26 protein-coding genes, 1 other RNA gene and 1 pseudogene are annotated in these 26,497 nt (G+C 37.2%); 25 read left to right on the top strand and 3 right to left on the bottom strand.

Features of this window, described 5'->3' with window-relative positions; all coding sequences use genetic code 11:
• Positions 1-10: 10 nt before the first annotated feature.
• The 3 genes from WS44_RS01485 to WS44_RS01475 are packed head-to-tail and all read left to right on the top strand — an operon-like array spanning position 11 to position 2,018.
• A complete protein-coding gene (locus tag WS44_RS01485; RefSeq protein WP_046432670.1) occupies positions 11-817 on the top strand; it encodes a Cof-type HAD-IIB family hydrolase in 807 nt (268 codons plus the stop codon).
• 20 nt (positions 818-837) lie between these two features.
• On the top strand, positions 838-1,560 hold the full coding sequence (locus WS44_RS01480; protein ID WP_046432667.1) for a hypothetical protein: 723 nt from the start codon (positions 838-840) through the stop codon (positions 1,558-1,560).
• A complete protein-coding gene (locus WS44_RS01475) occupies positions 1,557-2,018 on the top strand; it encodes a low molecular weight protein-tyrosine-phosphatase (RefSeq protein ID WP_046432663.1) in 462 nt (153 codons plus the stop codon). Before WS44_RS01480 ends, WS44_RS01475 begins: the two co-directional genes overlap by 4 nt.
• 23 nt (positions 2,019-2,041) lie before the next feature.
• Here WS44_RS01475 and WS44_RS01470 read toward each other — a convergent pair whose 3' ends face one another.
• Positions 2,042-3,175 (bottom strand): glycerate kinase, encoded by a 1,134-nt coding sequence (locus WS44_RS01470; protein ID WP_013641690.1) that lies wholly within the window; start codon positions 3,173-3,175, stop codon positions 2,042-2,044.
• 220 nt (positions 3,176-3,395) lie between these two features.
• Here WS44_RS01470 and WS44_RS09785 point away from each other — a divergent pair, with 220 nt between their 5' ends.
• From WS44_RS09785 to WS44_RS01445, 4 genes and pseudogenes are all read left to right on the top strand, one after another.
• A complete protein-coding gene (locus WS44_RS09785) occupies positions 3,396-3,794 on the top strand; it encodes a CAT RNA binding domain-containing protein (RefSeq protein ID WP_013641691.1) in 399 nt (132 codons plus the stop codon).
• A 475-nt stretch (positions 3,795-4,269) separates the two neighbouring features.
• Positions 4,270-5,491 (top strand): annotated as a pseudogene (locus WS44_RS01460) (glucose PTS transporter subunit IIA).
• 82 nt (positions 5,492-5,573) lie between these two features.
• Positions 5,574-7,049 carry a family 1 glycosylhydrolase gene (locus tag WS44_RS01450; protein WP_046432658.1) on the top strand — a complete coding sequence of 492 codons (1,476 nt, stop codon included), beginning with the start codon at positions 5,574-5,576 and terminating at the stop codon, positions 7,047-7,049.
• Positions 7,050-7,187: 138 nt separating this feature from the next.
• Complete coding sequence (locus WS44_RS01445; RefSeq protein WP_014565691.1) at positions 7,188-8,135, top strand: alpha/beta hydrolase; 948 nt, start codon at positions 7,188-7,190, stop codon at positions 8,133-8,135.
• A 57-nt stretch (positions 8,136-8,192) separates the two neighbouring features.
• Here WS44_RS01445 and WS44_RS01440 read toward each other — a convergent pair whose 3' ends face one another.
• Positions 8,193-9,818: an amino acid permease gene (locus tag WS44_RS01440; RefSeq protein ID WP_013437534.1), complete on the bottom strand. Its 1,626-nt coding sequence runs from the start codon at positions 9,816-9,818 to the stop codon at positions 8,193-8,195.
• 382 nt (positions 9,819-10,200) lie between these two features.
• Between WS44_RS01440 and WS44_RS09770 the strand changes: the two genes are divergently transcribed.
• The 18 genes from WS44_RS09770 (at position 10,201) to WS44_RS01360 (ending at position 24,234) form a co-directional block, all read left to right on the top strand.
• On the top strand, positions 10,201-10,386 hold the full coding sequence (locus tag WS44_RS09770; RefSeq protein ID WP_013437536.1) for a type Z 30S ribosomal protein S14: 186 nt from the start codon (positions 10,201-10,203) through the stop codon (positions 10,384-10,386).
• A 127-nt stretch (positions 10,387-10,513) separates the two neighbouring features.
• Complete coding sequence (locus tag WS44_RS01435) at positions 10,514-11,059, top strand: VanZ family protein (RefSeq protein ID WP_046432655.1); 546 nt, start codon at positions 10,514-10,516, stop codon at positions 11,057-11,059.
• Between the two features lie 59 nt (positions 11,060-11,118).
• Positions 11,119-11,847 carry a YebC/PmpR family DNA-binding transcriptional regulator gene (locus WS44_RS01430; protein ID WP_013437538.1) on the top strand — a complete coding sequence of 243 codons (729 nt, stop codon included), beginning with the start codon at positions 11,119-11,121 and terminating at the stop codon, positions 11,845-11,847.
• A 185-nt stretch (positions 11,848-12,032) separates the two neighbouring features.
• Positions 12,033-13,007, top strand: coding sequence for a competence type IV pilus ATPase ComGA (gene comGA / locus WS44_RS01425; RefSeq protein WP_014565692.1), 975 nt, complete (start codon positions 12,033-12,035; stop codon positions 13,005-13,007).
• Positions 12,976-13,977 carry a type II secretion system F family protein gene (locus WS44_RS01420; protein ID WP_014565693.1) on the top strand — a complete coding sequence of 334 codons (1,002 nt, stop codon included), beginning with the start codon at positions 12,976-12,978 and terminating at the stop codon, positions 13,975-13,977. The genes comGA and WS44_RS01420 overlap by 32 nt, the downstream gene beginning before the upstream one ends.
• Before the next feature lie 10 nt (positions 13,978-13,987).
• On the top strand, positions 13,988-14,332 hold the full coding sequence (gene comGC, locus WS44_RS01415; RefSeq protein WP_013437541.1) for a competence type IV pilus major pilin ComGC: 345 nt from the start codon (positions 13,988-13,990) through the stop codon (positions 14,330-14,332).
• Positions 14,313-14,732: a hypothetical protein gene (locus WS44_RS01410; RefSeq protein WP_014565694.1), complete on the top strand. Its 420-nt coding sequence runs from the start codon at positions 14,313-14,315 to the stop codon at positions 14,730-14,732. The genes comGC and WS44_RS01410 overlap by 20 nt, the downstream gene beginning before the upstream one ends.
• A complete protein-coding gene (locus tag WS44_RS01405; protein ID WP_180936702.1) occupies positions 14,729-14,998 on the top strand; it encodes a type II secretion system protein in 270 nt (89 codons plus the stop codon). Before WS44_RS01410 ends, WS44_RS01405 begins: the two co-directional genes overlap by 4 nt.
• On the top strand, positions 14,988-15,512 hold the full coding sequence (locus tag WS44_RS01400) for a ComGF family competence protein (protein ID WP_013641699.1): 525 nt from the start codon (positions 14,988-14,990) through the stop codon (positions 15,510-15,512). The genes WS44_RS01405 and WS44_RS01400 overlap by 11 nt, the downstream gene beginning before the upstream one ends.
• Positions 15,513-15,685: 173 nt before the next feature.
• Positions 15,686-16,687, top strand: coding sequence for a class I SAM-dependent methyltransferase (locus WS44_RS01395; RefSeq protein ID WP_013641700.1), 1,002 nt, complete (start codon positions 15,686-15,688; stop codon positions 16,685-16,687).
• Positions 16,688-16,732: 45 nt separating this feature from the next.
• A complete protein-coding gene (locus WS44_RS01390; RefSeq protein ID WP_013641701.1) occupies positions 16,733-17,917 on the top strand; it encodes an acetate kinase in 1,185 nt (394 codons plus the stop codon).
• A gap of 52 nt (positions 17,918-17,969) precedes the next feature.
• Positions 17,970-18,336: a transfer-messenger RNA gene (ssrA, locus tag WS44_RS09765) on the top strand.
• A 177-nt stretch (positions 18,337-18,513) separates the two neighbouring features.
• Entirely contained in the window at positions 18,514-19,407 is an 894-nt protein-coding gene (locus WS44_RS01385; protein WP_014565707.1) for a DUF3737 family protein, read from the top strand.
• Between the two features lie 4 nt (positions 19,408-19,411).
• A complete protein-coding gene (locus WS44_RS01380) occupies positions 19,412-20,587 on the top strand; it encodes a MalY/PatB family protein (RefSeq protein WP_014565708.1) in 1,176 nt (391 codons plus the stop codon).
• A gap of 80 nt (positions 20,588-20,667) precedes the next feature.
• Positions 20,668-21,633 (top strand): mannose-6-phosphate isomerase, class I, encoded by a 966-nt coding sequence (manA, locus tag WS44_RS01375; RefSeq protein ID WP_022087673.1) that lies wholly within the window; start codon positions 20,668-20,670, stop codon positions 21,631-21,633.
• 35 nt (positions 21,634-21,668) lie between these two features.
• Complete coding sequence (locus WS44_RS01370; protein WP_013437569.1) at positions 21,669-22,061, top strand: SdpI family protein; 393 nt, start codon at positions 21,669-21,671, stop codon at positions 22,059-22,061.
• Positions 22,061-22,783 carry a response regulator transcription factor gene (locus WS44_RS01365; protein ID WP_046432647.1) on the top strand — a complete coding sequence of 241 codons (723 nt, stop codon included), beginning with the start codon at positions 22,061-22,063 and terminating at the stop codon, positions 22,781-22,783. The genes WS44_RS01370 and WS44_RS01365 overlap by 1 nt, the downstream gene beginning before the upstream one ends.
• A complete protein-coding gene (locus WS44_RS01360; RefSeq protein ID WP_046432644.1) occupies positions 22,783-24,234 on the top strand; it encodes a HAMP domain-containing sensor histidine kinase in 1,452 nt (483 codons plus the stop codon). Before WS44_RS01365 ends, WS44_RS01360 begins: the two co-directional genes overlap by 1 nt.
• Before the next feature lie 33 nt (positions 24,235-24,267).
• Here the strand turns inward: WS44_RS01360 and WS44_RS01355 are convergent, their stop codons facing one another.
• Positions 24,268-26,448, bottom strand: coding sequence for an LTA synthase family protein (locus WS44_RS01355; protein ID WP_013437572.1), 2,181 nt, complete (start codon positions 26,446-26,448; stop codon positions 24,268-24,270).
• Between the last annotated feature and the right edge of the window lie 49 nt (positions 26,449-26,497).

Genomic DNA, 26,497 nt, shown 5'->3' with positions numbered 1-26,497 from the left:
CAGGTATAAAATGATTAAATTAATTGCGGTCGACATGGATGGCACTCTTTTACAATCAAATAATCAGATTGGCGAAGAGACCAAACAGGCCTTAAAAAAAGCGGATGAAGCTGGAATAAAGGTTGTACCTGCATCTGGTAGACCGCTGCCTGGAGTTATTCCTTACATGGGAGAACTAGCGATAAATGGCGATGACAACTATGCGGTACTCTATAATGGTGGCTTAGTTCAATCTATTTCGGGTAATGTCTTAATTAGTCATCAATTCGATTATGATGAATTTAGAAAGTTTATTCAGCTGCAAAAGCAAAATCCAGGCGTGAACCTTCATTTTATGAAGGAACATGATTATTGGACGCTAGACAGACGATTATCTACTAAAATGGCTAAAATGTCTGCTGTCAGTGGAGCGCCTTTTGTGGTTAAGGATTTTGATGAAGTTCCAGCAGATTTTCAGTTTATTAAGGCTGAATATACTGGACCAAAAAATAAATTAGATAGATTGGAACAGAATATTCCTGAGTGGCTAAAGGATTATAATGTTGCACGTAGTGATCCAATGATTTTAGAGATCAATAAGCGTGAAGCCTCAAAGGGTCGAGGCGTTCATCAATTAGCACAAAAATTGGGCATTAAAGATGATGAAGTCATGATTTTTGGTGACCAGGGCAATGATATGTCCATGTTTAAGAATCCTGATTTTAAGAAGGTTGCCATGGGCAACGCAATTGATGAAATTAAGGAAAAAGCGGATTTCGTTACCAAGAGTAATAATGAAGCTGGTATAGCCTATGCAATTGATAAATTTATTTTTTAAATGTTAGAAAAGAACATTAGATGAAGAATATGAAAAAGATTATTTTGCGTGTACTTATGGTAATCTGTACAGCAGTTTCCTTTTTCTTGTTGTTAACGAGCGTAATCAGTTTAAAAATTGATGATACGCAAGCGATGGGAAAAGCAGTCATAAATCGAGTCGTAGCTGATTCAGATAATCCTAATTTAAAAGATGGGGTTAGGTTCTTAGAGGTGTCTGGATTAGAGCAAACGCTGTTAAAGCAACTGCCTAAAAAATATCAGGTAGAAATGTCTTATGCAGACTTATATCGAGCATGCGAAAAATATAATGAACAAGGCAAACTGACGCCTAAAGATCTTAATTTATCTAGTAAAACCAAGCTGGAAGAAATAATTAATGAATATATGGTCAAGCAAATCAACCATAAATTAAAGGAAAAATCCGACGAAGTCTATCACGCAATTTCTATTTATGAGTATTCAATCTTCGTGGTTGCATTATTGTTCCTTTTGGCAGCGATTCTAATTGCTTTTGGTCGTGCGTCGGCGTCGGTTCCACTCGCAATAGCATCAGTTGGTTCATTTATGGCCCTGTGGATTGCCGCAAATGATATTACAACTGTACTGCAGGCTAACGTATATAGCGGTCTTAGAGTAACCTTGTCTCAAGGCGTTTGGATTGGTTTGATAGTTGGTTTAGCAACTACCATATTATGGCCGATTCTTTTAAAAGTAACGAAAGAAGTGAAAGTTAAGAAATGAAAAAAATTCTCTTTGTTTGTCATGGCAATATCTGTCGTTCACCTATGGCAGAGGCAATTATGCAATATCTAATCAAGCAAAATGGGTTAGAAGATCAGTATGTTGCTGAATCAAAGGCGACGACAAAAGATGCATTGGGTAGAGGAATTGATCCACGTGCTCAACGAGAACTTGAAAAGAATAGAATGCCTTATGACCGTGGCCATCGTGCCAGTCAAATGACAGCAAAAGATTACGATGAATATGAATATTTAATTTGTATGGATGAAGAAAACTTCGCTGATATGAATCGAATTACCGGTGGGGATGCGCAAAGAAAAGAGCATAAGCTATTGGAATTCGCTGGTTCATATGACGATGTTGATGATCCTTGGTACACCAATGATTTTGATACGGCATATCAAGAGATTTATAAGGGATGCGAAGGATTAATCAAAAAGCTAAAGGAGGATAAATAAAGGGATGAGCTTTGCTCATCCTTTTATTTTTTGGCGATCAAACGAACGACATTTTCGGTAGTACGTTCAACATTTTGCGGCCCATCTTTTAAAGCTTGATCAATATTTTCGGCCTTGGCCAAAATACCAAAGATAGCGGTGAATCCTTTGTCATAGAGATGATCAATTCCTTTACCAATATAACCAGCAAGTGAGATAACTGGGACGTCATATTTTTTAGCAATTTGAGCCACACCGTATGGTGTTTTACCGAATTGAGTTTGGAAATCAGTTCCGCCTTCACCTGTAAAAACATAGTCGGCTTCTTTTATTTTTTCAGCTAGGTGTACTTCATTGGCAACTAGCTTAACGCCAGGATAGATTTTGGCATGAGTAAAAGCCAACAGACCGGCACCCAAACCGCCAGCTGCACCGCTACCAGGAGTTTGTGCTATATTTTGACCAATAATTTTTGCGTAGTGACTTAAATTTTCATCCAACTCTTTAGCTGTTGCTTGGTCCGCACCTTTTTGGGGACCGAAGACATAAGAGGCACCATTCGTTCCTGTCAGAGGATTGGTTACATCGCTAGCAAGCAAAAACTTAGTCTTTTTGATTTTGGGGTTAATATCTATCGTGTCAATTCTGGTAATTTGTTTTAAATCGCCGCCACCTAATTTTTGAGTAATTTCGTGATCATTATGGTCAAAGAATTTAACACCAATTGCTTGGGCCATGCCGCTACCACCATCATTAGTACTACTGCCGCCAAGGCCAATGATGACTCGCGTAACATCGTGCTTTAAAGCAGCATTGATTAATTCACCGGTACCAAAAGTAGTAGTTTTTTTAATAGTTGCAGGAGTTCTCTTATCCTGTGGCACATAGGAAAGGCCACTGGCTTCTGCCATTTCAATGATTGCAGTCTTTTGATCACCCAAAATGCCATAATGAGCTGTTACTGGTGTACCTAATGGTTCGGTAACTTTAACCGCATATTTTTGACCGTTAGTGGCATCAATTAGAGAATCCATTGTGCCTTCACCGCCGTCAGACATGGGAACCGAAATAATTTTTGCGTCTGGCAATACTTTTCTAATGCCATTTTCCATTGCCTGACAAACTTCTTTAGCTGTCATGCTTTCCTTGAATGAATCGGGTGCTAGTACGAATTTCATTATTGTCCCTCACTTCTTTTTATTTAATTTTACGTCATTTTGCTTTTTTAACAAAATATTGTTGATACCGCTTACAAAATTGGCTATTATAATAACTGTAAGTGAGCGGATTACTGATTCGATCAGGTCTAAGCTACTACAGTAAGATAGTATACGTTTAGGGTATAATCTTATTTGTAGTAGCTTTTTTTATAGCTCAGATGATTAAGGGTGATTCGTGATGAAATTTCTAAAAGCATTTAATAATAGTGCTGCTTTAGTAGAGGATGATGGCACAGAAAAGATAGTTCTAGGTAAAGGAATTGGTTTTGGTCTTAAAAAAGGTCAAGATGTTGATCAATCGAAAATTGAACGCTGTTTTGTGACAACTGAGCAGTCAAATGAAGTAGAACAAGTTAAGGAGTTTACAGCCCAAACAATTGATGTAACTAATCAAATTGTGAAGCTAGTTGAACCGCTTCTACAAGCTAAATTTTCTGATTATCAATACTTAGCCTTAGCCGATCATATTGATTTTGCTGTAACCAGAATTAATGATCATATTGATATCGACCCAGCAAATAATAACTGGGAGGTTAAGAATTTGTTTCCCAAGGAATATGCAATTTCAAAAAAGTAATCGCGTTAATCAACAGAGAGCTCAACGTTAAATCGCTAAAAGTGAAACGACATTTATGACATATCACTTAGTTAACGCAGCCTCTGACGATGTGCAAGTCCAGGAAACAATGCAGATCACTAATTTGATCAGCGGCATTATTAGTATTATTCAGTTCCAATATAAACTTACTCTAGATACGAATTCTTTTAACTATAGCCGTTTTATCACACACTTACGGATACTATTAGTTAGGTTGCTTAGAAATTAACCGAATCCAAATCAAAAGCTAGATCCTTCATTATTATCGTTTATGAAGATCAAATATAATAAAGCCTACGATACGGCAGAACGAATTGTGACTTACTTACATTCGAAGATGGGCTATGTTACTAAGAGAATTAGGCATGAACCCAAGTTACTGAAAGACGTTGAACACTATTTGTGTTCTCTAGTTTTTAAGTAGCTTGGGTTTTTATTTTGAGGAGAAAGAGTCATGGCTAAGAACTATGATCAATTAGCTAAAACCATCATTAAAGATGTTGGTGGTAAAGATAATGTTAATGGCGTAGTGCACTGTGCTACACGTTTACGTTTTAAATTAAAAGATGAAAAAAAGCTGACGATGATGCCTTAAAGAACACTGATGGTGTTGTAACAGTTGTTAAAGCTGGTGGGCAATATCAAGTGGTTATCGGAAATGAAGTTGCGATGTTTATGATGCTGTATTAAAAGAAGGTGGCTTTTCAGGTAGATGACCTGCATGGTCTGCTACGCACAAATTGGTGTTGTTTTAGCAATCATTAAACAAACCAAAGACAAGAAACTTAAGGAAACTGCTACTGGTGCATTCTTCTCAGGCCTCTTTGGTGTAACTGAACCAGCTATTTATGGTATTACCTTACCAAGAAAACGTCCATTTGTTTTAAGTTGTATTGGTGGTGCGGTTTCTGGTGCAATCATTGGTGCTTTCCACTCAGTTTTATATATTTTACCTTCAATGGGATTCTTCGCAATTCCTGCCTACATTAACCCTAAGGGTGGTTCAATGACTCAAATTATCGGTGTAATTATTGCCGGTGTAGTTGCATTTATCGTTGGTTTCACATTACAAATGATCTTTGGTAAGAAATCAGTTGACGCAGAATATGATAAAAAGCAAAGCGAAAAAGAAAAAGTAAATGAAACTTTAAAGGCAACTCCAGAAGTTGCTACCTCAACTTTAGTTAGTCCAGAAAATGGTAAAATTATGCCACTTTCAGAAGTTAAAGATGATGTATTTTCAAGTGGCGCAATGGACAAAGGTGTTGCTATTGAACCAACTGATGGTGTACTTCATGCACCTGCAGACGGTAAGATTATTATGACCTTTGAAACTGGTCATGCAATCGGTATGAAGACTAAGACCGGTGTAGAAATCCTAATGCATATTGGGATGGATACAGTTAACCTTCAAGGTAAAGGTTTTGATACTTTAGTTAAGAAAGATCAAGAAGTTAAAGACGGCGAACCATTAGTTAAGTTTGATATTGATTTGATTAAAAAAAGCTGGCTATCCTGTAACAACTCCTATGGTAGTTACTAACTCAAAGGACTTTGACGCTATTAAGCAAATTGCTCAAGGCGATGTAAAGGTTGGTCAAGCTATCCTTGAACTTAAAGCTCCTGAAGTAGCAGATGCAGCTGTCTCTGTAAATGGTCAAGTTCAATTGAATTAACAACTTTTTGCAAAAGTAATCGCTTTCAGATAAGATAAGTGTTGAGTAATAAATAGATAAAAAGATAGAAAAGAGTGTAAGTATGTCATTTCCAAAGAACTTTTTATGGGGCGGTGCAACTGCTGCTAACCAAATCGAAGGTGCCTACGATGAAGACGGTAAGGGCTTATCTGTAACAGACATTACGACTGCCGGTAGTTTAGATCATCCTAGAATGTTGACTTATAAGTTAAATGGTAAACTTGGCAAGATCCCAGGCCTTCCTGGTGCTGGTCTACCAGAAGGTGCTGTTGGTGCCATTGATCCTAACGAATATTACCCTAACCACGTAGCGATTGATTTTTACCACCACTACAAAGAAGACATTAAGATGTTCGCTGAAATGGGCTTTAAGACATTCCGTCTTTCGATTGCCTGGACAAGAATCTTTCCAAAGGGTGATGAAGAAAAGCCAAATCAAGCAGGGTTAGACTTTTACCGCCGCGTCTTTGAAGAATGCAAGAAATACGATATTGAACCTTTAGTTACTATTTCTCACTATGAAGATCCGCTTTATTTGAGTGAAAAGTATCATGACTGGCAAGATCGTAAGATGATCGACATGTATGTCAAGTACGCTAAGGCTTTGTTTAAAGAATACAAGGGCTTAGTCAAATACTGGCTAACATTCAATGAAATTAATACTGCAGTAATGATGCTAGACATGTTTGGCAACAAGAACGATTCTGATGAAGCCTACCAACATGCATATCAAAAATTGCACTACCAATTTGTTGCGAGTGCTCGTGCAGTTAAGGCAGCCCATGAAATCGATCCAAACTATGTAGTAGGTAATATGATCTGTGGTATCGTTGATTACCCATTGACTCCAGATCCTCAAGATGTCTTGAAGTGCCGTCATGATTGGGAAAAGAACATCTTCTACTGTGGTGATGTTCAATGTAAAGGTAAATATCCAACTTTTGCTAAACGTCTTTGGGATGAACATAATGTTCACCTTGATATTACTGATCAAGACCGTAAGGACTTGGCGGAAGGTAAAGTTGATATGTACACTTTCTCTTACTACATGTCCAACGTTGTAACTACTCATGAAGTAAAGGACAAGGTAGGCGGCAACTTCGCAGCTGGCGCCAAGAACCCATACTTGAAATATTCAGAATGGGGCTGGGCAACTGACCCAACTGGTTTACAATACTACCTTGAAGTTATTTACGATCGTTACGAAATTCCAGTAATGGTAGTTGAAAATGGTTTGGGTGCTGTTGATAAAGTGACTGCTGATGGCAAGATCCGTGATGATTACCGGATTGATTACTTGCGCCAACACATTGAAGCAATGCAAAAGGCCATTGATGATGGCGTTGATTTGATCGGCTACACCACTTGGGGCTGTATCGATTTGGTTTCTGCAGGTACTGGTCAAATGTCTAAGCGTTATGGCTTTATCTATGTAGACCGTGACGATAACGGAAATGGTTCACTTAAGAGAATTCCTAAGGATTCATTCTATTGGTACAAGAAGGTTATCGAGTCTCACGGTGAAGATTTAGACTAATAAGATAACTAAAATAAAAAGAGATGACTTGATTATCTCTTTTTTGTATAGGCAATAATTGTGAAAAATGCCAATATACCATATGAAATTCAAAAGTGTATAATTAATTCTATATTATTTTATATAGGAGTTGACATTTTGAATAGAAAACATAAAAAAGTTTGGTGGATAGTAGGGATAGTTGTTGCAGTCCTGGTCGTCTTAATTGGAGTAGGAGAAGCATACTTTTTCAATGTTGCTTTTGTACCAGGTGAAAAAAGCGTGTTAAATAAATATTCCAGCAAGCAAAAGAAGGATCCGTTAGCACAAAATAAGAAATGGTATGCTAAAGCTAAAAAAGAACACTGGTATATGAAATCTGCTTCTTCAAATTATCGTCTTGATGCCAATTATATTCCAGAAAAGAATTCAAATAAGACTGCAGTCTTATTGCATGGATTTGGCAACAATAAAGACATAATGGCACCATATGCAGCAATGTTTCATCAACTAGGCTACAATGTTTTAATTCCAGATGCTCGTGCTCATGGTCAAAGTCAAGGTAAATATATTGGTTATGGTTGGCCTGAAAAGTACGACGTTCGAAAATGGGTTAAAAAGGACTTAGCTAAAAAGGGTAAAAAACAGAAAATCGTGATCTTCGGTGTAAGTATGGGTGGCGCGACTGCTATGATGACAAGTGGTATCAAGATGCCTAAACAAGTTAAAGCTTATGTTGAAGACTGTGGTTATTCGAGTGTTAAATCTGAATTCTTGTATGAAGCGAAAGATTTATACAATATGCCTAGCGCAGTTGCTAGTGGTGCGGTTGATCTCTTAAGCGGGATAAGTAAAGCTAACCTTGGCTTTTATTTAGGGGATGCATCTGCAGTTAACCAACTCAAGAAGAATAAACAACCAATGCTGTTTATTCATGGCGGTAAGGATAACTTTGTACCAACTAAGATGGTCTATCAAAATTATCAGGCAAAAAATGGTCCTAAGGAATTATGGATTGCTAAAAAAGCAGCACATGCGCGTTCATTTGAAACTTATCCGCAAGAATATAAAGCTCATGTAGCTAAGTTTTTGAATAAATATATTTAGAAAATAAAAAATCATTAGATCAAGATGATCTAATGATTTTTTTATCTATTCTATTTATTATTTAGTAGCGTTTTGTGGTTTTCTGCGACCAACGAGCCAAGTAGCAATCAGGGCAACAATAGCTTCAATAATAATCATTGCGATTCTCATAGGAATCTTGGTACTACCAAGCCATACGTCAAGAATAATAGAACCGATAATGATAATTCCCATCCAAATCCATTGCGATCTGTCAAAGGCAATACCGTATTCCTCTTCACGACGTCTGATGCCCGGTAAAATGGCACCCAAACCGATTAAGACAATTACGGCGACAATGTTGATAATCAATTCGTACCACCAAAGACCGCTACCATGCTTAACGTCTTGTGGGGCAAAACCAAGGATAGTTGCTACAGCGGTAACGACTAACAAGGCAAGACCGACAAGCCAAGCAAGTTTATCATTTTTAATGTAAACATATTTTGATGGGTATTTCTTAGAGTTCTTTCTCACTCTCATGAATGAGTAGAAGATCCAGCAGGTTACACCTGGTGAAACGATTGAGTTCAAATTAAGCAACCAGTTGAAGATATCGTTCATGTCAGGTAAGAAAATACCTAAAATCATGATGAATGATGAAAGGGCAACAGTTAAGATGTAACCATTAATTGGTAAGCCGTTCTTATCCTTTTTACGTAAGAACTTAGGCATGTACTTGTCACCGGTGTCTGAGATAAGCATTCTAGTCATGGCATCAAGCAATACGGCAACCAAGGCACAGTTGAACAATAATGATGTCCAAGCCCAGAGGTAAAGCAAGAATTTACCCATACCGAATTGTTTACCAACCATGTCGAATACGTAGTAAGCACCGTTCATCTTCAAGTCGTTTGGAATGTGGTATGCGTCAAAGTAGATACCAAGTGCAAATGAACCAAGGATAGTTAAGAAAGCAGTCATGATAGCTAAAGTAATCATTGCCTTAGGGAAGTCTGACTTAGGTTTCTTCATCTTAGTTACATATGGTGCAACCAGTTCACACCCGTTCATGGCATAGATTAACATTCCGACGGTTGACCAGTAGTGCAAGTCGAATTTAGGAATGATTGTGTGCCAAGTAAATGGTTGGGTAGCCATGTGACCGCCTGATTTTGCCAAACCAACAAAGGCAAGGAAAACAAACAAGACAGTCATAATGACCATCAAACCACCACCAATACTGGAAAGGAATTCCATTGAGTTGGCAAAGTGGTGTTCAACGATAATGAAAACAATGAACACAACGAAAGTCAAAGCAGCAAACATGGTAGTAGGAATTTTATCTTGGAATCCCTTTGAACCGGTCAATGCCCAACCTAGGTCAACAATGATTTCGTTAGCGGAGTCTACAGCATAAGGAATTGAGGCTGCCCAGTATGTCCAAGCAGTAAAGTAGCCTAAAAATTCTCCGTCAGTACCGCGGACCCATGATGAAAGTCCACCACCTTCTTCACTAAACGTAGAACCTAATTGTCCTACCATTAATGAGTAAGGTGTTACATAAAGCAAACACATGATAATCCAAGAGGTGATAACTGGCATCCCTTGGTTTTGGAAGTTGTACATGATATCGTCCAAGCCGATAACAGTACAAAGTGCCATCAAGGTCAAAACAGGCCAAGTGATGGCTTTCATTTTATTTGTTGAAGTTAAATCGTCCAAGTATTTTTCATCCTTCTCTATATCTAAATCTAAAACTTATTTACTCCCGCTAAATAACAGAAGAAATTACTGGCGATTTATTTTTGAATTTTTCGCGCATTCGAACTCCTCTCCTATTACAACTATAAATTTTACCTACTAATTACTATTAGGACCAGTGTAAAACGCTTTCTATTTTGCATTTAACACTTTACTTATTTAATATAAGTACGCATAATAAAACTAACAAAAAGTAAGAGGCACAAAAATGAAAGTGAAAGGGGAGGATGCTAATGAACGCACAAATTATTGCAATCGGTATTATTTTGTAGGCTTATACTTCTTAACTAGAGAGAAGAAGCCTGCTGTAGAAAGAGTTAGAAAACATAGATAGAGGTTTTTTATGGCAAAAACATCACGAATTATTCGTAATCGAAAAGTAGCAAAATTTTCAACCAGAGAATACACTCGCTGTGAACGTTGCGGTCGACCATATTCCGTTTATCGCAAGTTTGGTCTTTGCAGAGAATGCATGAGAGATTTGGCTCATAAAGGTCAACTCCCTGGTATTAAGAAAGCTAGTTGGTAAAAATTACAGCAAGCCTGATGAATTCAGGTCTTTTTTGTTAAGATTTATTTTTTCTTATAAAATTAACAGCATTATTTTTGGTACAGTAAAAACAGTATTGAAATAAGATTGATAGGAAAGAGTTGTAATGGATAAATTTCACTTTACCAAATGGGAAAAAATATTTTTAGTGTTGGCTTTTTTAGTCATCTTGATGCTGTTTGTTTCTAGTTCCATGACTTACCAGCAGCAGGAACTTCATGAAGGAGTCATGAATAAGCGATTCGGTTGGCTAGAGAATATAGTAGCCGGTTGGAATTTTACTTATGGCGGACGCGTGCATAATGTTCAAGTCGATGGTCGAGCAGGTCTTGCGCAATTTGTTTTGCGTAAAATTGCGCACTTTGGATCATATTTCTTGCTAGGTGGGTTTGGTTATTTAGGGATGCGCCGCATTTTTAAGATTAAATGGGTGGCACCGATTTTAACGTGGTTTATCACGATTGCATTAGCTGCTTTTGATGAGTACCACCAGTTTTTAACGGGCGATCGAACTCCTAGTGTCCATGACGTTATGCTTGATGGATTAGGTGCTCTTTGTGCAATTTTATTGGTAATGCTTGTCCTCTTTATTAGGAATAAATATCTGGCCAAGAAAAAACAGTTTAAATATTTGACACCATTGAATTTTTGAGTACTGTGAGTTAAGATAATAACGTTAATTAATATTAGAAAAAAGAAAGAAGGATCCTTATGTCAGGACATTCAAAATGGCACAATATTCAAGGCCGCAAGAATGCGCAAGACGCAAAGAGAGGTAAAGTTTTCCAAAAGTTATCTCGTGAAATTTACATGGCTGCAAAGAGTGGTGGTCCTGATCCTGATGGGAATCCTACATTACGTATGGTAATTGATAAGGCACGTTCAAACAACATGCCTAAGGATAACATCAAACGTGCGATCAAGAAGGCCGAAGGTGGATCAGAAGAACATTACGACGAAATCACTTACGAAGGCTACGCTCCAGGTGGTGTTGCTGTCTTTGTAGAAGCATTGACTGATAACAAGAACCGTACTGCTTCAGATGTTCGGGTTGCATTCACTCGTAATGGTGGTTCACTTGGTGCTACTGGTTCAGTTGCATACATGTTTGACCGTAAGGGCTACATCGTAATTGATCGTTCAACTACTGATGCTGACGAAGATCAAATGTTGCTTGATGTTATGGATGCTGGTGGCGATGATTTGCAAACTAGCGATGACGCATACGAAATCTACACTGATCCTAAGGAATTTGCAGCAGTTCGTGACGCTCTTATTAAGGACGGTTACAAGCTTGCTGATGCCGAATTAACTATGATTCCACAAAATACCACTCCTGTTCCAGCAGATAAGAAGGAACAATTTGAACACTTAGTTGATGCTTTGGAAGACAACGACGATGTTCAAAATGTCTACACTGCTGCAGCTGATGAAGACTAATTAAAATAAAAATAGCTTGGTCATGATGACTAAGCTATTTTTTGTGCCCTAATTTAATATTAGCTTAATTTACAAATGGCTTTAAATCAATGTTTTTAGCTATTTGTAAATTTTTTTATTTTTCTCAGAAAAAAATCGCCTTTTTTTGCGTAATAAATAGTGTGAGGTGAAAAAGGAGGTTTTTTATGAAAACTAAAAAGATTATCAATGAATTGCTTGTTTCTGCTGTGGCAAATAAAGTCAGTGATATTTTCTTTTTTCCGAAAAGAGAAGAGACAGTGGTCGAATTCAGAACAATTAGGGGCGTTGAAAGACAAAAATCTTTTCCAATAAATGAGGGACAAGAGATTATCAACTTCTTTAAATACAGTGCTCAAATGGATATTGCAGAACATCGTCGTCCGCAAGTTGGCGCGATGACTTTTACTGCAGATGAGCAAGAGTACTATTTGAGACTGTCTAGTTTGGGTGATTTTTCCGATCAAGAATCATTAGTAGTCAGAATTATTTATGGTATTGATCATAGTCAGTATTTTATGGACGAACAATTGGAAAAAATAAAGAGTTTAGCTTTGCGCAGGGGATTGATCATTACGAGTGGCCCGACAGGTTCTGGAAAGACTACTACGATGTACGAAGTTGCTAAAGAAATGAGCGAGAATAAGGTCGTGATGACGATTGAAGATCCAGTTGAAGTTCATGAAGCCACTTTTTTGCAATCACAGGTCAATAATGAAGCCGGGATTGACTATCAGAGCCTGCTTAAGGCAGCGTTGCGGCACCGTCCGGATATCTTGATTATTGGTGAAATCCGGGATGCTGGGACGGCGCGTCTAGCAGTGGATGCGGCCTTAAGTGGGCACTTAGTGTTTGCAACTGTTCACGCTAAAAGTACGCTGCAAACGGTATCCAGATTAGAAGGACTGGGCATTAGAAAAGATGAACTGGCAAACTGTTTAACCGCAGTTTCATATCAACGTTTAATGCCTAGCCATGAGCAGACAAAATGTTTGATTGATATTGCAAGTGGTGAGGTTTTGAAAGAAGCGATGGAGCAGGAAATCCGCGGAGAATTCATTGATTGGCAAAAGAATATGCACCTATTGCAGAAGGGAGGAGAAATTAGTGATGAGGTATATTGGCAATTCCAACAAGGATAAGTTGAATGGCGAGGAACAGTTGGCTTTTTTAGATTATTTAAAGCACAGTTTGGATAATGGTTTTTCACTGATTAGCTCAATTGAATTAATGCCGGCTCTGTGGCCTAAGAGAAAAGAACTAATGGGAAAATTAGCAATGCGGATGAAAGAGGGGGCTAATTTTAGTAGCGAATTAGTGAAACTGGGCTTTTCTAAGACAACGGTGACCCAGGTTAATTTGGCCTTGCAGCAGGGAAATCTAACGGAATGCCTGAATCAGCTGGCAACTTTAAATCGCTTAAAACAAGAACAAGTTAAGAAATTGCGATCGGAACTGTCATATCCGTTTGTTTTAGCAATTATGATGGTGGTTTTGCTGGTGTTCATGCAATCGTTTATTTCTACGCAGTTTAGCGATACTAGTGAACATTCTGGGGATCTAGTAATGCTGGTATTGATAGGTCTAGTTTTAGTAGGAATTTATTTTTTAGCCAAGATCGTAACTTTGCTGAATAAGCAAGATTATGACTCGATGAAGAAGCTGGTGAAGTATCCGATTATTGGACCAGTTATTAAGCTATATGTGAATTATTTGTTGGTCTATGATATCGGGATGCTTTTGGCTAGTGGATTTTCATTGCAGCGAATGTGTGAATATGCTTCAGAACAAGAAGAGGGATCATTGCAGCAGGCTTTGGGTCAGAAGATTGGCAGTCAACTAGCTGAAGGGAAGAACTTGGAAGAGATCATTAAGCAGGAAGAATTCTTGCCTAATAGTTTGTTGATCATGTTGCAGACGGGATCGGAAAGAAAGAGCTTGAGTCAGAGATGCTTGGTTTTGGGACGCAGTCTGTTTATTGATTTAACAGGAAAAGTAGAGAAGCTGGTCGTGAATGTACAACCAATTTGTTTTATTTTGATTGGCGTCTGCATTATTGGGATGTATTTGAAATTGTTGTTACCGATGTATTCGATGATGCAGGGGATTTAGGAGGATAGAAATGAAGAAAAGATTGAAACAATATTTGTTGAATATTTTAGCAAAGAGCCGCCGACAAGAAGGCTTTACTTTGATTGAAATGGTTGTGGTGATTGCCATTATCGTAATTTTGATTTTGCTCATTGTACCAAATTTGATTGGACAAAAGCAGAAGGCGGAAGACAAGTCTATGGATGCGTTTAGAAATACGATTTTGACGCAAGTAGAGTTGTATAAGGATGATCATCCAGAAAAGAAAAACATAAGTTTAGAAGACTTAGAAGGTGATCACTATTTAACTTCAGATCAGGTAAAAAAAGCAAAGAAAAATAATATAACCGTAGAAAATGTTAATAAACCGCAATAATTTACCCGCTTTTTCCTTAATCGAAACAATAATCACCTTAGGTATCTGCTGTGGCATATTACTAATCGGAACTTTGCAACTGAAAAAGTACCAAGAACGTCTGATTTTCGATAATACCGTTAAAGAAGTTACTACTGCAATCGATCAAGCTTCAAGAGTTAGCACAATCACGGGAGAGGGCGTAGTAATTATTTTTTCACAAAGTGAACATTACTTGAGGCTCAGCGGGAGAACAAGTAACAAAAAAGTTGATATCGATGAAAACATGGAAATATCAGGACTTAGAAATTTTCATTTTGATAAACACGGCTATTCATCACCTGGTACTGTGACCTTCACGGGATATGGGATGGAAAAGAAAATAAAGTACCAAATGCTATGGGGACGGGTGCCAAAATGAGGAAAGTAAAAGGATTCTTAATGGCGGAAAGTATTGTTGCACTGATTATTGCTACTGTTGCCGTAAGCTGTATGTATTTGATGGTTGCCGAAAGTCAAGAGAACGGAAGAGAGATTGAGCTAAAAACAGATCGCGCTTATGCCTACCATGTTTTACAAGAAAGCAATCTAAATCAAGTTACGGTTCACGATCGAATTTATGAAAAGGCAGGGCATAACTATGTTTATGATCGGGATGCAAAACAAGAATTCGCAGTTGAAGACTAAAGGCTTTGTGCTTGCTGAAGCAATCTTTTCCTTATTTGTGACCATGCTAGTCTTATTCATTTTGCAGAATTTATTATTAAGCGTTAAAAAGGCTAACCTGAGTGAAAATCAACATATGAATGAAGTTGCTTATGCGTATGTACAATTAGATCGCTACATGCACGATGAAGATACTAAGATGGTTTATCCGTTAGTAAATGAAGGAAAAGCTAAAAGTGCAACATTCGTCAAAGTAAATAAAGATAAAAGTGAAGTAGAATACAAGATTGAATATTATTTGTCAAAACGCGTTTTAAAAGTTTCCAAATCTAACGGTGGTGGTTACATGCCGTTAATTTTTAATGTCCAGAGTGCCAAATTTATTACTAGAAAAGATAAGATTATCATTCGCATTAATGAGTACAACAAGGGAGAATCTGATTTAGTCTTTCAACTTGATGAAGAACCAGATGAGGATAGGAATGTTAGAAAGAATAAAAAAGAAGACCAAGGTAAAAGGAAGCGCGCTATTTAGCAGCATCTTAGTATTAATCACGACATTATTGTTTATTAAAATGTATCAGGATATCTATCAAACCAGCATGGAAAACAATATCTTACTTATTAAATATCTATCTAATTAAATGACTTTTCTTGCACCTCAACTTGCCTTTCTTTAAAATATTAAAGGTAATGGAGGGCTACTAGATGGAAAATTTTGAAAAACTTTTTAATCAATTTTTAGATTGCGTACAAACTTTGCAAAATGCATTGAATGTTTCATTTACAGAAGCATTGGTTGAAACATTTGACAATTTAGAACAAGGCAAGATAAAAGTCGAAAACGGTGCACCCGATGAAAAGACCGTCGAAGAATTAAGCAAGAAGTATCAAGCAATTGATTATGATCACATCAGTCAAAAAGATAAGGCACAAGTATTTACTTTTTTGACCTTAAAGGCAGTTAATGACGATGGCTTAGATGCTAACCAAATGCCAACGCCACCAGCTATTTCTACTGTTGTAGCAATGCTGATGCATAAGTTGCTTAAAGATGAAGAGATGGAAATCGTAGATCCAGCAGTTGGTACAGGGAACATGCTCTTCTCAATAATTTCTCAATTGAAGGCTTTAAATCATTCCAAAGACAACTATCAATTAGTTGGAATTGATAACGACGAAGAAATGTTGAACTTAACGGACGTTGCTGCTCACTTAAATGACATTGATATTGAGCTCTACTGTCAAGATGCTTTAATGCCTTGGATGTGTCCTAATGCTGATGCGATTGTCAGCGATTTGCCAATTGGCTATTACCCAATTGATGAGAACGCTAAGAACTTTGAAAATCATGCTAAAAAGGGTCACTCATTTGCTCATTTATTATTGATTGAACAAATTATCAAGAATCTTAAGTCAGATGGTTATGCTTTCTTAGTTGTTCCTAAGTCAATTTTGTCCGGTAAGATTGGTGCGGACTTTATGCCATGGCTCACCAAAAAGGTATATTTGAAGGCGATCGTAGAATTGCCTGATGATATGTTCAGAAATAAATTTAATCAAAAGTCTATTCTTGTCTTCCAAAATCATGGTTCAGAAGCTAAACCTAGTGAAGTTTTGTTGACCAAGTTGGATTCATTGAAGAAAGAACAATCTTTGATTCAATTTAATGTGAAATTGGACGAGTGGTATACTAAAATCAATCATTAATTCGTAAAGCACGTAACTTTATTGAAAGTAGAGGAATTTATTTTTATGGAAAAAGTTTTGGCAATCAACTCTGGTAGTTCATCTTTCAAGTACAAGCTATTTTCTTTGCCAGATGAAAAAGTGATTGCAAAAGGAATGGCCGATCGTGTAGGCCTTGATTATGCTTCATTTGAAATTAAATTGGCTGATGGAACAAAGCATGTTGAAAAAACAGAAATTCCAGATCAAGAAGCTGCAGTTAGTTTATTGCTTAAATTCTTGAAGCAATTTAATGTTGTTGAAGATTTAAATGAAATTGTTGGTGTTGGTCACCGTGTAGTTAATGGTGGTGAATTCTTTAAAGATTCAACTATCATTACTAAGGAAAACCTTCACGAAATTTATGAATTGGAAGATTATGCTCCACTTCATAACCCAGCAGAAGGTCGCGGCATTGAAGCATTTATGAATGTATTGCCAAACGTTCCTCAAGTTGCTGTCTTTGATACAACTTATCACCGTGCTCTTGATCCAGTACATTACTTATATTCTCTTCCATACGAATATTATGAAAAATACGGCGTACGTAAGTATGGTGCACATGGTACTTCAGTTCGCTATGTTGCCCCACGTGCCGCAGATATGATGGGCAAAGATCTTAAAGATTTAAAATTAATTGTATGTCACTTGGGTTCAGGTGCTTCAATCACTGCTGTTAAGGATGCAAAATCATATGATACTTCAATGGGCTTTAGTCCACTTGCTGGTATTACTATGGCTACGCGTTCAGGTGATATTGATCCATCTCTTATCCAACACTTAATGCATGTTGAACATAAATCAATGGATGAAATGATCTATATGTTGAACCATAAATCTGGTTTGTTAGGTCTTTCTGGTATTTCACCAGACATGCGTGACGTTAGAGAAAGCGATAGCGACCGTGCTAAGTTAGCTAGAAACATCTTTATTAACCGTATTGTTCGCTATGTTGGTTCATACATTGCTGAAATGGGTGGTGTAGATGGAATTATCTTTACCGCCGGTATTGGTGAACACGACATGGGCGTACGCGAGGCTGTAATGGATGCATTTAAGTACATGGGTGTAGATCCAGATTACGAAGCTAACAATAAAATCAGTGAAGGCTTTATTACTAAGCCCGATTCTAAGGTTAAAGTAATGGTTATTCCAACCAATGAAGAATTAATGATTGAACGTGACGTTGTTCGTTTAACTCACATTAATTAAGCCTTTTTGTTCGCACATTGTGTAGGTCTATGCTACAATAGTAGAGTCTCAAGGGGATGTTTTGGGATTCGACAGGCGTAGACCCGCATTGACTGCGGTTCGTAGGTTACGTCTACGTAAAAACGTTACAGTTAAATATAACTGCAAATAACAAAAATTCTTACGCATTAGCTGCTTAATTTAGCGCATGCGTTGCTCTTTGTCGGTTTACTCGTGGCTGACACTGAGTATCAACTTAGCGAGTTACGTTTAACTACCTCACCTGAATAGTTGAAAAGAGTCTTAGCAGGTTAGCTAGTCCATACTAGCCCTGTTATATGGCGTTTTGGACTAGTGAAGTTCAAGTAATATAACTATGATCGTAGAGGTCAGTGACGAGATGCGTTTGGACAGGGGTTCAATCCCCCTCATCTCCATAGATAAGAAGAAAGCTTTGTTAGGAAAGTATCCTAGCAAAGCTTTTTTATTATTTTTTTACTATAACTTTTAGTTATTTACTAATGCTAAAAATAAGTATTAAACATTATTGGCAAGGGCTTGTACAATTATCATAGTTAAAAGCGAAATTAAGCATATTAAATACACGGAGAAAAATAATGAGAGGAATTAAGAATAGATATTTTGAAGGGGAAAGAATCCTTTACGGCTTAAATGACGCCAACTTAGAAGGTATAACTTTTGGTGAAGGTGAATCACCATTAAAAGAAGCAACAAATATTACTTTAAAAAATTCAATTTTTAAGTGGAAATATCCTCTTTGGTACGATGAAAATGTCAATGTAGAAAATACAACTTTCGAAACAATGTCTAGAAGTGGTATTTGGTACACTAAAAATATTTCAATTAAAAACAGTGCGTTGCAAGCACCAAAGTTGTTCAGAAGAGCTAGCCATATCACTTTAGATAATGTTCATTTTGCTGATGCTGAAGAAACAATGTGGATTTGTGACGATATTAGAATTACTAATTCTCAAATCAACGGTGATTATTTTGGTAAAGATAGTAAAAATATTTACCTTGACAATGTAAGTGTAATTGGCAACTACGTCTTTGACGGTGCCGAAAATATTGAAGTTCATAATTCAACTTTTGTATCTAAAGATGCGTTTTGGAACTGTAAGAACGTTACAATTTATGATTCAATTATTGATGGTGAATATTTAGCTTGGAATACTAACAATATTAAGTTCATTAATTGTAAAATTGAAAGTGATCAAGGATTAAATTATATTGATCAACTTGAAATCAAAAATAGTTCACTCATCCATACAGATTTGGCTTTCGAAAAAGTTTCTAACATGGATGTGGAACTGGATGCCAAAATTGATAGTGTAAAGAATCCAATTTCAGGTAAGCTTGTCGCTCCTGAAATCGGTACTTTAATCATGGATCCTAACAAGATTGATCCTGCAAAGACGATTATTGATTGTCCAAAAATTGGTAAAAAGGTTGATCAATCAGATATGAATCAAGAACCAAAGGACTGGTGATAATATGCAATATGATTTTGTAAATGCTCCAGACAGAACGCATACTGATTCTGTAAAGTGGGATGTTAAGCCAGGCGAATTACCAATGTGGATCGCAGACATGGACTTTAAGACTGCACCGGAAATAACTGCTGCGATGAAAGAAAAAATTGCTTTGGGTGCATTTGGCTATGAATTTCCTAAAGATGATTACTTTAATGCAGTAGCTGATTGGTATGAAACTGAACACAACCATCGTCCAAAAAATGAATGGATGATTTTTACTACAGGTGTTGTACCAGCAATTTCTTCAATTGTTCGTCGTATTTCACACATCGGTGACAATGTCTTAGTACAAGAACCTGTTTACAATATTTTTTATAATTCCATTTTGAATAATGGACGTCACGTTTTATCAGGTGATTTGCAATTCGACGGTGAAAAATATGCAGTCGATTGGCAAGACTTAGAACAAAAGTTAGCTGAGCCTTTGACTACCTTAATGATTTTCTGCAATCCTCATAATCCAGTGGGCAAGGTTTGGACGGCAGAAGAAGTACAAAGAATCGCAGATTTGTGTCACAAGCATCACGTAACTTTGCTCTCAGATGAAATTCACGGCGATTTAGTTAGAAAGGGCCCTGATTATACACCAGCATTTTCAGTTGAGGTTCCAGCTAAGCAGAGCGTGATCTCACTTGTTTCACCAAGTAAGACCTTTAATGTGGCTGCTCTTCATGCCGCTACTGCAATTGTTCCAGACGAAAATTTGCGTGAAATGGTGAGCCGCGGCTTAAATAGCGATGAAGTAGCTGAACCTAATCTGTTAGCTATTCCCGCAACCATTGCTGCTTATGAACAAGGCCATGACTGGCTGAAGGGATTGAAAGCACAATTAAATGATAATTTTGATTATGCAGCTGAATTTATTCAGGCTAAAATCCCAACTGCAAAGGTGATTTCAGGTACCGCTACTTACTTAATGTGGATTGATGTACATGAAATAACTGATAACTCAGAAAAACTAGTTAACTTTATTAGAGAAGAAACTGGTTTGATTGTTTCTGCCGGTAGTATTTATCGCGGTGATGGTCATGACTTTATCCGGATTAATTTGGCTTGTCCACTAGAAATGGTTAAAGATGGGATGGACCGTTTAGCCACAGGAATTAGTAAGTATAGCAAATGGCTTTACATGTAAAGAAAAAAGTAGATATATAATTGAGAAAAGGGTTTCATTTCTTTTGCCTTAAAGTATATACTTTATATGAGGTGATTTAGATGGAACCATTATTTTTAAACCCGTACTTTAGACCTAAGATTTGGGGCGGACGTAAATTAAAAGATATTTTCAACTATGATATTCCAGATGGAAAAGTCGGTGAAGCTTGGATTATTTCTGGCTACAAGGACGATGCTTCTACTGTAACTGAAGGCCCACTTAAGGGTATGTCACTTAGAGATGTTTACTTGAAGCACCCAGAACTTTTTGGCAATCCTAAAGCTAAGGAATTTCCACTTTTGGTAAAATTCTTGGATGCCAACGATAACTTATCAGTTCAAGTACACCCAGATGATGATTATGCTCGCAAGGTAGAAAACGACTCAGGTAAAACTGAAAGTTGGTATGTCATGCAAGCTGATCCAGGTGCCTACATTATTTACGGTCACCATGCAAAGACGCGTGAAGAATTAGCAGACATGATTCACAAAGGTGAATGGGACAAGTTGCTTAGAAAGGTTCCAGTAAAAGCTGGCGACTTCTTCTACGTTCCAGCAGGTACTATTCACGCTTTGACTAAGGGATGCTTGGTAATTGAAACCCAACAATCAAGTGATGTAACTTACCGTTTGTATGACTATGATCGTGTTGATAAGAAGACTGGCAAGAAGCGTGAACTTCATACCCAAAAGTCAATTGATGTCACGACTGTACCACATGTTGATCCAAAACTTGATGTAAAAACTAACAAGGATCAAGACGCAGAAATCAAGACTTTGGTAGAACCACCAGTTTCACCACACTTCTACTTATGGCAAATTGATCTTGACGGTACTTGGAAGACCGGTTTAAACGATCACCCATACTTGTTAGTTTCAGTAATCAAGGGTGAAGGTAAACTTGAAGCTGACGGTAAATCATATGATTTAAAGATGGGAACTAATTTAATTATTCCAAATGAGATGAAGAAATTCACATTCACTGGTAAAATGAGAATAGTTATGTCTGCACCTGGTGAGGAATAACCGTTTTAATTTATCAGAATTAGGAGTGAGAATTTGTGATCTATGTCGCTTGTGGCTTAATTATGATGGTGATTGGGATACTTTGGCTGATTTCGCCAGCTAAAAGACCTAATCGAATTTATGGTTATTTATCTTATCTGGCGCAAGTCAATAAAGAGAGCTTTAAATTTGCCCAAAGAAGGGCGAGTTTATATTGTATTCTCTTTGGCTTGATTCAAGTTGTGATTGGTTTAATTATTCACTTTTTGAATTGGGATCGCTATTTTCTCATTTGGTTATTAACTTTTTATTTGTTTATCTTGTTGCCAATTGTTTATACAGAAAAAAGCTTGAAAAAGTTTCTGCTTAAACGACACGAATTGCCACCTGACTATGTCGATCCCGATAAAGTGAAACGTCAAAGAACAAAGGGATTTAGGGATCGATAATGAGTTTGAAAATATTAATGGTTGAAGATGACAATTCCGTCGCTGAAATGATGGGAATGTTTTTCAAAAAAGAAGGCTGGGAACAAGATATTGCTGTCGACGGTGTCGAAGCCGTCGATATGTTTAAAGAAAATGCGGATAAGTATGATTTGATTACGCTAGACTTGAATTTGCCTAAAAAAGACGGAATTCAAGTGGCCAAGGAAGTAAGAGCAATTTCTCCTACTGTTCCAATTATCATGCTTACTGCAAGAGGCAGTGAATCAGATCAAGTACTCGGTTTAGGTATCGGAGCCGACGAGTATGTCACTAAGCCTTTTAGTCCAATTGCTTTAATTGCTAGAATTAAGGCTCTTCATCGTCGAGTAATGATGGAGGAAAAGCCTGCACTTCCGCAAGAAAAGAAGCAAGACTATGATATTGAAACTGAGCACTTAAAGATTTCAAAGAGTAGACGTGAAGTCTTATTTGACGCTCAGCCTGTGACCGATTTAACACCTAAAGAATTTGACTTGCTTTATACGATGGCACAAAAGCCTAAGCAAGTCTTTTCGCGTGATCAGCTTTTGGAATTGGTGTGGGGCTATGAATATTACGGTGAGGAAAGAACCGTAGATGCCCACATTAAGAAGTTGCGTCAAAAGCTCGAAAAGGTTGGAGCTAAAGTGATCCGAACTGTTTGGGGCGTCGGTTATAAATTTGATGATTCACAGGCAAAATAATGAAATTAATTTATCAAAACATGCTAGGTTTCTTACTGATAATCATAACGACTATTTCGATTATTGGTTATTCCGAAATTGGTTATGCGCGTAATCAAGCGTATATGCAAAATTATCAGCGAATGGAAGGCTATGCAGAATCGCTAGGTGATTTGGCTGAAGCTGATGGAAAAAATGGCACGGCACTGCTTAATAATAATTTCTTAAATCAATTAGAGTTTGTGTTGCATGGTGAAGATGTTCATTTGCGTATTTTTAATGATAAAAACGAGCAAATCTATCCTAAGGTTAATGCCAAAGTTCAACTGTCCAAGAACGTTTTTGCTACGTTAAAGACAGGCCAAGAAATTCGTATTCAAAATAATCATAATGAACAATCACCTATTAGGTCCACTAAGGATGCATATACTGGTGTGCTTGTTCCTTGGATGAATGGTAAAAACTTAGTAGGTGTAGCTTGGATTAGTTCACGAGTTACTCATGTTGAACGACCAATTTACATGGCTAAACGTAATTTGCTGAGAGCATTATTAATGACCGTGGCAGTTGGTTTGATCTTAAGTTTTATTATTTCATATTATTCAACCAAACGAATCAAGCGGCTCTCTCGGGCAACACAAAAGGTTGCTTCTGGTAACTTTAATGTGCAGATTCAACATAAAGATAGCGATGAAATTGACCAGTTAGCAGAGAACTTCAATAAGATGGTTCAAGCTTTAAAACGGTCCAATGAGGAAGTTAAGGCGCAAGAAAAACGGCGAGATCAATTTATGGCAGATGCGGCTCATGAAATGAGAACGCCGCTAACTACGATTAACGGCATTTTAGAAGGCTTGCAATATGATGCGATTCCAGAAGAATCTAAACCAAAATCGATTGCTTTGATGCAGAGAGAAACTAAGCGTTTAATTCGTCTGGTTAATGAAAATCTGGATTACGAAAAGATTCGCAATAATCAAATCAATTTGATTAAGACCAACTTCAATGCCACACCAATTTTGCAAGATCTGAAATCTCAGCTTAGTCAAAATGCTGAAAAGGCCAATGATGAGCTGGAAGTAATAGCTCCTGATGATTTGCCAATCTATGCTGATCGTGATCGTTTCACTCAAGTAATGGTCAACTTGGTTCAAAATGCCATTCAGTTTACCCATGATGGCAAGATCGAAATTAAAGGAGAACGCATGGTACATGCGACTGTGCTGTCAGTTAAAGATAATGGTATTGGAATGAGCAAAGATCAAATTAAGTATATCTTTGAACGTTTCTTCAAGGCTGATCCGTCTAGAGCACGAATGGGCACGGGAGAATCCGGTCTAGGTTTAGCGATAGTATCATCTTTAATTAAGCAACATGGTGGTAAAGTAACTGTTGAATCAGAGCCTGGCAAAGGTTCGACATTTACCGTAGTTTTTTATGATAAAGGCTTTGAACAATTTGTTGAAAAATAAAAAATAGTCTGGAAATATTTTTCCAGGCTATTTTTATTGGTCATCTTCACTGCTACTGCTTGTAGCGGAATTTTTACTGCTGTTGTTTTTTATCACTTCAGAGACTTGATCAATTTCCTCTTGGCGCCCTTTTAGTTCTGGTGCATCAGTTTTATAGAGGCTAGTAGTTGAACCGTGGTGTCTGCTATAGAGGGAAGTAGAATGGCCTGCAAGTTGCTGTCTAATATTGATCATTCTTTGATAGTTCTCAGAATAATTAAATTGATCTGGATCTACTGGGATAAAGCCCTTAGGCGTGTAGAAGCGCAACAGGTTGTGATTGTTTAATAGATCTGAGTAGCGCAAGGAGTTTTTACCTTTTTTGGCTAGTTCCGCAATTTCTTTCTTTTCTTGAGGGGTAAAGTTGATAATCTGTTTACCATTTTTACGGTCATAGACAGTACCCTTGATTCCTTTGGCACCAACAATGACGTACTTAGAACTAACGATTGTGCCGTTTCTAAAGACTACCCAATTTTGTCTGTGAGGTGAAAGTAAGTCATTTCCGAATTGAACGTAGTCTTTTGTATTAACGCCAAGCAAATGAAGTAGAGTAGGTAAAACGTCAATTTCACCACCGACTTCATGATTGATTTGTCCCTTAAGATTATTAGCATGAATCATGAATGGCACACGTTGCATTTGGACGTTGTTGTAAGTATTCCAAGTATCAGAACTTTCGCCGATAATTGGAGCTAAAGTTTCATTTTCTGAATTACTTAAACCATAGTGGTCACCATAAATTACTACCATGGTATTCTTGTATAAACCAGAAGATTTAAGGTAATTGAAGAATTCATGAATTGCTTCATCAAGGTAGTGAGCCGTTACAAAATAATTATTGATGGTTTGATCCGTAGTATTTGTAGTCTTAAAGTTAGGATCTTGATCTTCTTTATCCAAATTGAACGGAATGTGGTTAGTAACCGTAATAAATTTAGTGTAGAACGGTTGCTGCATCTGCTCTAGGTATTTAATACTTTCGGCAAAGAACAGTTTATCTTTTAAACCATAGCCACTAGCATCTTTAGGCTGTGTAGAGTAATAGTTTTTGTCGAAGAAATAATTGTAGCCCATGTTTTTATAGACATCATTTCTGTTCCAAAAAGTACCTACGTTGCCATGGAAGACGGCTGAAGTGTAACCATCCTGGCGCAAAATTTGAGGTGCGGCCTGGAATGTATTTTCTGAACCCAATGAAGTAAAAAGCGAACCGTCTGAAATACCATATGTGCCAGTTTCAAGCATGTTTTCTGCATCACTGGTACGGCCTAGACCTACTTGATGGTAAAAGTTACTGAAGCTGATGGTATGTTTATTCTTGTATAACGAGTTTAAAAATGGGGTTACTTCTTTACCGTTAACCTTAAGATTGATCAAAAACTGTTGGAAACTTTCAAGGTGAATCACGATTACATTGCGATTTTTCTCAATGCCAAAATATGAAGAAGAAGGAGCGGCATAATTTTGCTTGGTGAAATTCAGAATATTGTTTAAATCTGAAGCATTAGCATTTCTGGTTACCTGACCATTTTGAGCACTTTTAATTCCGTCATAAGCGGTAAAAGTATCGACACCTAAATATTTAACTACGTAGGAACGATCAAAAGTATTACGCAAAAGTCGAGGACGAGACGTTTCGGCTAATAAGATGTTTAAGGTGGTCAGAAGTGCACCAATGGAGGTAATAGCCAAAGACATTGATAAACCGTATGACTTTTGATCAATTTTAATTTTATGAATGATCAAAAGGGTAATGATGATGACTAGATCTATCCAAATAATGATATCGCTGGGATGAAGCAGGGCAACGGTACTTTTACCTAATCCCTGTGATACTTTGCCAGCATTGGTCATTGTTTTGATGGTTAGGAAATCCGTGAATTGCCGGTAGTAAATGATGTTGGCAAATAATAATGCAGTATTGGCAAAATCCATCACCAGCATTGCAATGTATGACACGATTGGTCTTGGAAAATAAAAACCGATACTGATAAGGATGATTGCTGTTCCGATAGGACTGAGCCACATGATAATGTGCTGATAAGGATCAGTTAGTCCTAAATTAAAGTCGAAATAAGCAGCAAAAATGTATTTTACCCAAAAGCAGAAAACTAGCAGTGCTAAAAAGCCAGGTCTAGTTTGGATAAAAGCGATGATTTTCTTTTTCTTCATATAATTAACTCCTTAACAAACATTAATTTTAAAGGTTAAGCTGGGTTAA

It is taken from the genome of Lactobacillus sp. N54.MGS-719 (assembly GCF_000980505.1).
GTDB classification, from domain to species: domain Bacteria; phylum Bacillota; class Bacilli; order Lactobacillales; family Lactobacillaceae; genus Lactobacillus; species Lactobacillus amylovorus.
This window is presented reverse-complemented; position numbering and strand designations above follow the sequence as displayed.